Below are 6,475 nucleotides of genomic sequence, written 5' to 3'. Positions count from 1 at the left end.
CCGCCGGCGCCGGCCCCCCTCCTCCGCTGCGCTCCGTCGGGGGGGGGCGGAAGGGGGGGCGTTGCCGCTGCGCGGCGCCGGGTTCGGTTCCGGCTCCGCTGCGCTCCACCGGTGACGCAGCGAGGTTGCGGCTCCGCTACGCTCCACCGCTGCGGGGGCGGGCCGGGGTCGGGGGTGGGGCCAGGTTCGTGAGTGCTCCCGGAGTGGGGCCCGGTGGCGTTGCCGCTGGGTGGGATGTGGTTCCGGTTCCGCTGCGCTTCACCGGTGACGCAGTGGGTTGCGGCTCCGCTGCGCTCCACCGCCGCCGGGGCGGCCCGAGGGCTGAGGCGGGCCAGGTTCGTGAGAGCCCCCGAAGTGGGGCCGAGGGGCGTTGCCGCTGGGTGGGGCGTGGTTTTGGTTCCGCTGTGCTTCGCTGCTCGGCACGATGGCGTGGTCAGGTTCCCGGGTGGGGGCGTGGGGTGGGGGTGTATTCGCAGGTCATGTGTTTGATGCCGTTGATGAACATCGAGCGCAGGCGTTGTGGCTCGCCCACCACTCGGATGTCCGGCAGGCGGTGTAGCAATTCGCGGAACAGCAGGGTGATTTCGCGGCGGGCCAGGTGTGCGCCGAGGCAGAAGTGTGGGCCGCGTGCGCCGAAGCCGACATGGGGGTTCGGGTCGCGGGTGAGGTCGAACCGGGTCGGGGCGGTGAATACCGTTTCGTCACGGTTTGCCGACCAGTAGAACAGGAGTAGTTTGTCGCCCTTTCGGACCTGCTTGCCGTTCAGTTCGGTGTCCCGGACGGCGGTGCGCCGCATCCATACCACCGGCGAGGCCAGGCGGACGATCTCCTCGACGGCGGTTGGGGCGTACCGCTCGAAGTCCGAGCGCCACAGGTGGTGTTGGTCGGGGTTCTCGGTCAGCAGCCACAGTCCGTGGGAGATCGCGTTGCGGGTGGTCTCGTTGCCGGCGGCGAGCAACAGGATGAAGAACGAGGCCAGTTCGTCCGCGCTCAGGCTCTCCCCGTCGATCTCCGCGTTGACCAGCGCGGAGGTCACGTCGTCGGTGGGGGTGCCGCGCCGGAACTCGGCCAGATCCCGCATCAGTTCGGCGAGTTCGGCACCGGCCGTGAGCAGCGCCTCGATGTGGCCGCCGCCCTCCTGGGGCACGTACTCCGGGTCCGCGACGCCGAGGATCACGTTGGAGCGTTCGAAGACGAAGCGGCGGTCCGTGCTCGGCACGCCCATCATGTCGCAGATGACGTCGAGCGGCAGGCGGGCGGCGACGTCGGTGACGAAGTCGCAGGAGCCGCGTTCGGCCACGTCGTCGACGATGGTTCGGGCGGTGCGGTCCACGTCCTCGGAGAACTGCTTGATCATTCTGGGAGTGAAGGCGCGGGCGACGATCCGGCGCAGCCGCTGGTGTCGGGGATCGTCCATTTCGATCATGGAACCGAAAAACTCGCCGAAGCCCGGCGGGAAGTCGGGTATGTGGGTGGAGCCCTGCCCCGAACAGAAGTCCTCCGGGCGCCGGGTCGCCTCCGCGACGTCGGCGTGCCGGGTCAGCGCCCAAAAGCCGGGGCCGGGCTCCAGTGGGCTCTCCGGCTCCGGGTAGTAGGGCATCGGCCAGGTGGCGCGCAGCCGGGCGAAGCCCTGTTCGCGGGCAGCCAGGGGGCCCGACCAGAAGTCCAGGTCCGCGAGTGGGACGTCGGTGGGCCAGGTCCTGGGGTTCGGGTCGGTCGTGCTCGGTTCAGCCGCCTCGGCCGTCATGCCGCTCACTCCGATCGCGCGTTGTTACTCGCGGGTTCGGTAATCAGTGCAGCACACATGCGTCGAGCGATCCAGGGGTGCGCGCGCGATTTCGCGGGGGTCAGGTGGTGATCGCGCCGCCGTTGACCTGGAGGGTCTGGCCGGTGATCCAGGCGCTTTCGGTCGAGGCGAGGAACGCGCAGATCGCCCCGGCGTCCTCGGGGGTGCCCAGGCGGCCCACCGGTATGCGCTCGGCCTGTCCGGCGGTGTGCGCGAGTTCGCGGCCGCTGGGGCGTGGGTCCATCAGGCCGAGCGCGACCGTGTTCGCGGTCACGCCGTCGCGTGCGGTCTCCATCGCGAGGTGGCGCATGAAGGCGATGGCGCCGCCCTTGGCGGCCCCGTACAGCGAGATGCCGAACGCCTGGCCGCTCACCCCGGCGGTCGAGGCGATGGTGATCACCCGTCCGAAGCGGCGCGCGCACATCCCGTCGAGCACCGCCTTGGTGCACGCCATCACGCCGAACAGGTTGACGTCGGCGAAGCGTTGCCAGTCCTCGGGCACGGTCTCCCGGAACCGGGTCGGGCGAAATGCCGCGGCGCCGCCGTTGCCGGCGTTGTTGACCAGGATGTCGACCGGTGCGACGGCGCGTTCGAAGGCGCGGATCGCCAGGAGTGCGGCCCTGGGGTCGGTCACGTCGAACACGGCGGGGTATGCCCGGCCGCCGGCGTCCCGGATCGTGGCCGAGGTCTGCTCGGCGCGCTCGGCGTCGAGGTCGTTCACGGCCACGATCGCGCCCTGCGCGGCGAGCAGTCGGGCGATGCCCGCGCCGACGCCCTGCCCCGCGCCGGTCACCAGCGCGGCCCTGCCGTCGAGTGCGAACACGCTGGTCTCCCGGGGGAATCGATCGGTTCGACGACGGTCCTGGGCCCGGCGTCGATCATGACGCGCGCAGCCAACCACCGGCCCCTACACGTGTCAATGCTGGACTCCATCAATTACCTTCGACCGGTAGGGGCGCGCACCTAGACTGTGGAACGCCCGCCTCCGCCATACGAAACCGTACGGCGTTGTTTCCCTCCCGGAGGACTCGTCCAGTGCCCCCGTCAGCCGAGTCGCCCACTCCGGAACGACACGAGTCGCGGCACCACGTCCAGACCGCGCTCGAACGCCTGATCCGGCTCCAGCAGAGCCGTCGTGTGCACGGTGAACTCACCAGCGCCTCGCGCGCCCAGGTTTCCCAGCCGGCCGTGGTGTTGTTGGCCCGGTTGCAGGCGGGCGGCGGCGGCCTGGCGATCGGCGATCTGGCCAAGCTCGCCCGGATGGACATGTCGCTGGTCAGCCGGGAGTTGCGCAAGCTGGAGGCGGACGAGCTGGTCACCCGCACCACCGACGCGCGCGACGGCCGGATCACCCGGGTCGGCCTCACCCCCAAGGGTCGCGGTGTGGTCCGCCGGCTGCGTCGGGTGCGGGACCGGCACTTCGAGGACGCGCTGTCGGGCTGGTCCGACGAGGACCTCGCCGCCCTCGGCGCGCTGATGGGCCGCTTCGTCGACGACCTCTCCGCCGTTCGCTACCGCGAGGCCGACGACACTGCCTGAGCCGGCCGTCGGCTCGTTCGTCGGATCGGCCGACGCGACGCCTCGACCCGGCCGTTGCGCGCGGCTGTCGCGTGAGCCGAGAAGGCCGCTCGAGCGGTTGGCGGGCCCCGTTCGGCGCGTCCCGCCTCTTCCTACGCCGTGCTCCGCCGGCTCCTTTGTGGGCGGCTCGGCTGGACAGCGTCCGCGTGTCCATCAGACTGTGTGCCTGGACCGGGCGGTTTGTCGTCCGCCGGGTCGAACTCGCGTGCCCGCGGGCACGCGTGCCGGTCTGCGGCGGGTGGGACGACGTGGAAGGAAGAGGACGCACCGTGGGAGAGCTGCACTGCGCCGGCCGCGACCGCATGCGGGTCGCGTGAGCGCGGTACTGCGCGGCACGGGAGCCGCGCCGGGGTCCGCGGTCGGCCGCCTCGTGGCGGCCCGGGTCGGCGCACCGGCGGCCCGGCCGGACCCGGTGCCGCCGACCGACATCCCGGCCGCGCTGGACACCGTGGCCCGGCACATGGACGACCTGGCCGGGGCGCTGCGCACGCGCGGCCGGGCGGCGGAGGCCGACATCGTCGAGTTCGCCGCGCTGATCGCCCGGGACCGCGAGCTGCGCGACGGCGCGGCCCGACAGCTCGCGGCGGGCCTGGCGCCGATCGACGCGCTCGCCGAGGCGGTGCGCGAATTCGCCGACGTGGTGGCCGGTTTCGACGACGAACTGCTCGCCGAGCGGGCGGTGGACGTGCGCGATATCGGCCGCCAGGCCGAGGCGCTGCTGCGCGGCGAGGACCCGACGGGCGGTGCACCGCCGGGCGGGGCGCCGGCGGTGCTGGTCGGCGAGGAGTTGGCCGCGATGGACCTGCTGCGTGGCGCGCGGCCGGCGGCGGCGGTGTCCGAGCGGGGCGGGCCGACCGGGCATCTGGCCATCGTGGCACGCTCGTTGGGCATCCCGCTGGTCCTCGGCATCCCGGTGGCGGCGCTGGCCGAGCTGGCCGAGGACCTGATCCTGGTGGACGGCGAGGCGGGTACGGTCGAGGCCAACGCGGGCGCGGGCGTACGAACCATCCCGGCGCCGCGGCGGGTACCCGGTGGCGGCGCGGGGCAGGCGATCACCCGGGACGGGCGCCGGATCCGGGTGCGGGCCAATGTGGCGACCGTGACGGACGCGCTCGCGGCGGGCGAGGCCGGCTCCGAGGGAGTGGGCCTGCTGCGTACCGAACTGCCCTTCCTGACCGAGGAGTCCGGCTGGCCGGACGAGGAACGGCACGTGGCGATGTTGACCCCGGTGCTGGCCGCGGTGCCGCCGGGGTTGGTGGTGGTGCGGACGCTGGACTTCACCGGCGACAAACGCCCGCCGTTCCTGCGCGACCGGCGGATCACGCTGCCCGGACCCGACGCGCTGACCGCACAACTGCGCGGCGTGATGCGCGCGGCGAGCGACACGGGGGTCGAGGTGGCGCTGCTGCTGCCGATGGTCGACCATCCCCGGCGGATCAAGCACGTGCGCGGCCTGCTCGCCGACGCGTGCGCGAGTCTGGGCCTGCTCCCGCCGCCACTGGGCGCGATGGTCGAACTGCCCCAGGTGCTGGACCAGGTGGACGATCTCGCCGAGCACGCCGACTTCCTGTCCCTGGGCACCAACGACCTCACCTCGCGGCTGCTCGGCCTGAGCCGGGACGACCCCCGACTGACGCCCGCCTCCGCCGCGGACCCGAGGGTGTTGGACGCGATCGCGCAGACCATCCGGGCGGGCCATGCGCACGGGCGCGCGGTGTCGCTGTGCGGCGACGCGGCGGCGGATCCGGCGGTCCTGCCGCATCTGGTCCGGCTCGGCTGCGACGCGGTCTCGGTGGCGCCGACCGCGCTCGCGGGGGTGCGGGCGGCGGTCCGGTCGTACTGACGGCACGAGTGCCTCCGTGGGCGACGGCGACGGATCGGTGCAGGTCGCGTGCACTGCGGGTGGCCACATGGTGGGATACGCGTCCGCGGATCGGGACGGGCCGGATATTGCCCGGGGTGGAACGACCCACGTCGGATAATGCGGACATGGGAAAAACGTACGAGCGGATCGACGACCGACTGCGCAAGTTCATCGAGGACCAACCCGTCTTCTTCGTGGGGAGCGCGCCGCTCGCCGACGACGGCCATGTCAACGTGTCGCCCAAGGGGCGGGCCGGCACCCTCCTCGTGCTGGACGAACAGACCGTGGCCTACCTGGACTTCGGCGGCAGCCACGCCGAGACCATCGCGCACCTGCGGGAGAACGGCCGGATCACCCTGATGTGGTGCGCTTTCGAGGGGCCGCCGAAGATCGTGCGGGTGCACGGTGTGGGCGAGCCGGTCTTCCGCGACGACCCGCGCTTCGTGGACCTGGTGGCCCGCTTCGGTGACGCGGATGCGGCCGGGTTGCGTGCGGTGGTGGTGGTGGTGGTGCGAGCGAAGCTGATCAGCGACACGTGCGGGTTCGCCGTCCCGTTCATGGACTATCGCGAGGAGCGGACCCTGCACGAGGAGTACATGGCCCGCAAGACCGACGAGGAGTTCGTCGAGTACGTCGGCACCAAGCCGTACAACATCGCGAGCATTGACGGACTGCCTGCCATACCACTGCCGTTGCCGCTGCGCGGGTAGCGGGCAGCGGGTGGGGGATGGCGGTCGGCGGGGTGGCGGGTGGCGACCCGGGCCCGCGGGGCTCAGCCGTCCCCGGTCGCCTGCCGCTCGTACGCTCCCAGGATCGCCGCGAGCAATCCCGGGAAGCGTTCCTCCAGATCCGCCTGCCGCAGCGTGGTCAGCCGGCGGTTGCCGTCCTCGCGCTGGTGGATCACGCCCGCCTCGCGCAACACCCGGAAGTGGTGGCTGAGCGTGGACGGGGCCACCTCGACCGGGAAGGTGCCGCACGCGCGCTCGGGGTCGGCGTGGAGTGTGCGGGTGATGGTCATCCGGGTCGGGTCGGACAGTGCGTGCAGTACGTCGAGCACGTTCATCTCGGCGGTGGCCACGTGGACCGGCGCCGGGCGCCGTCGATGCGAGCGGGGCACGGGCGGCTCCTCTTCTCCACGGGTCCCGGCGCGCGGAGGGTTTCCCCGACCGCCTTGGCGGTGATTTTGCCCGGCGTCCCCGATCATCGTGGTACTACTTTCGACGTACGTCGAACATCGTAACCGTGGA

General features: G+C 72.3%; 6 protein-coding genes. 3 read left to right on the top strand and 3 right to left on the bottom strand.

Annotated features, from left to right (window positions below):
• Positions 1-433: 433 nt before the first annotated feature.
• Both ACWGR4_RS37630 and ACWGR4_RS37625 read right to left on the bottom strand, forming a co-directional pair.
• Positions 434-1,747 (bottom strand): cytochrome P450, encoded by a 1,314-nt coding sequence (locus ACWGR4_RS37630; protein ID WP_452128574.1) that lies wholly within the window; start codon positions 1,745-1,747, stop codon positions 434-436.
• 100 nt (positions 1,748-1,847) lie between these two features.
• The gene (locus ACWGR4_RS37625; protein ID WP_380008939.1) at positions 1,848-2,609 is read right to left on the bottom strand and encodes an SDR family NAD(P)-dependent oxidoreductase; all 762 of its coding nucleotides are present in this window, start codon (positions 2,607-2,609) and stop codon (positions 1,848-1,850) included.
• A 212-nt stretch (positions 2,610-2,821) separates the two neighbouring features.
• On the opposite strand from ACWGR4_RS37625, the gene ACWGR4_RS37620 reads away from it, so the two are divergent.
• The 3 genes from ACWGR4_RS37620 to ACWGR4_RS37610 all read left to right on the top strand — a co-directional run bounded on the left by ACWGR4_RS37620 (position 2,822) and on the right by ACWGR4_RS37610 (position 5,938).
• Positions 2,822-3,325 carry a MarR family winged helix-turn-helix transcriptional regulator gene (locus ACWGR4_RS37620; protein ID WP_380008942.1) on the top strand — a complete coding sequence of 168 codons (504 nt, stop codon included), beginning with the start codon at positions 2,822-2,824 and terminating at the stop codon, positions 3,323-3,325.
• A 352-nt stretch (positions 3,326-3,677) separates the two neighbouring features.
• Positions 3,678-5,207, top strand: a complete 1,530-nt coding sequence (locus ACWGR4_RS37615; RefSeq protein ID WP_452128575.1) for a putative PEP-binding protein — start codon at positions 3,678-3,680, stop codon at positions 5,205-5,207.
• Positions 5,208-5,353: 146 nt separating this feature from the next.
• Positions 5,354-5,938, top strand: coding sequence for a pyridoxamine 5'-phosphate oxidase family protein (locus ACWGR4_RS37610; RefSeq protein WP_452128576.1), 585 nt, complete (start codon positions 5,354-5,356; stop codon positions 5,936-5,938).
• A 62-nt stretch (positions 5,939-6,000) separates the two neighbouring features.
• Here the strand turns inward: ACWGR4_RS37610 and ACWGR4_RS37605 are convergent, their stop codons facing one another.
• The gene (locus ACWGR4_RS37605) at positions 6,001-6,345 is read right to left on the bottom strand and encodes an ArsR/SmtB family transcription factor (protein ID WP_380008951.1); all 345 of its coding nucleotides are present in this window, start codon (positions 6,343-6,345) and stop codon (positions 6,001-6,003) included.
• Between the last annotated feature and the right edge of the window lie 130 nt (positions 6,346-6,475).

Source organism: Embleya sp. NPDC055664, assembly GCF_053618075.1.
Note: the sequence above shows the minus strand (reverse complement) of the source record. Positions and strands in the feature narration are given on the sequence as shown.

What these genes read in the sequence shown, in the direction of transcription:
- ACWGR4_RS37610 (WP_452128576.1), top strand. Translation starts at nt 5,354, where the DNA reads ATGGGAAAAACGTACGAGCGGATCGACGACCGACTGCGCAAGTTCATC.
- ACWGR4_RS37630 (WP_452128574.1), bottom strand. Translation starts at nt 1,747, where the DNA reads ATGACGGCCGAGGCGGCTGAACCGAGCACGACCGACCCGAACCCCAGG.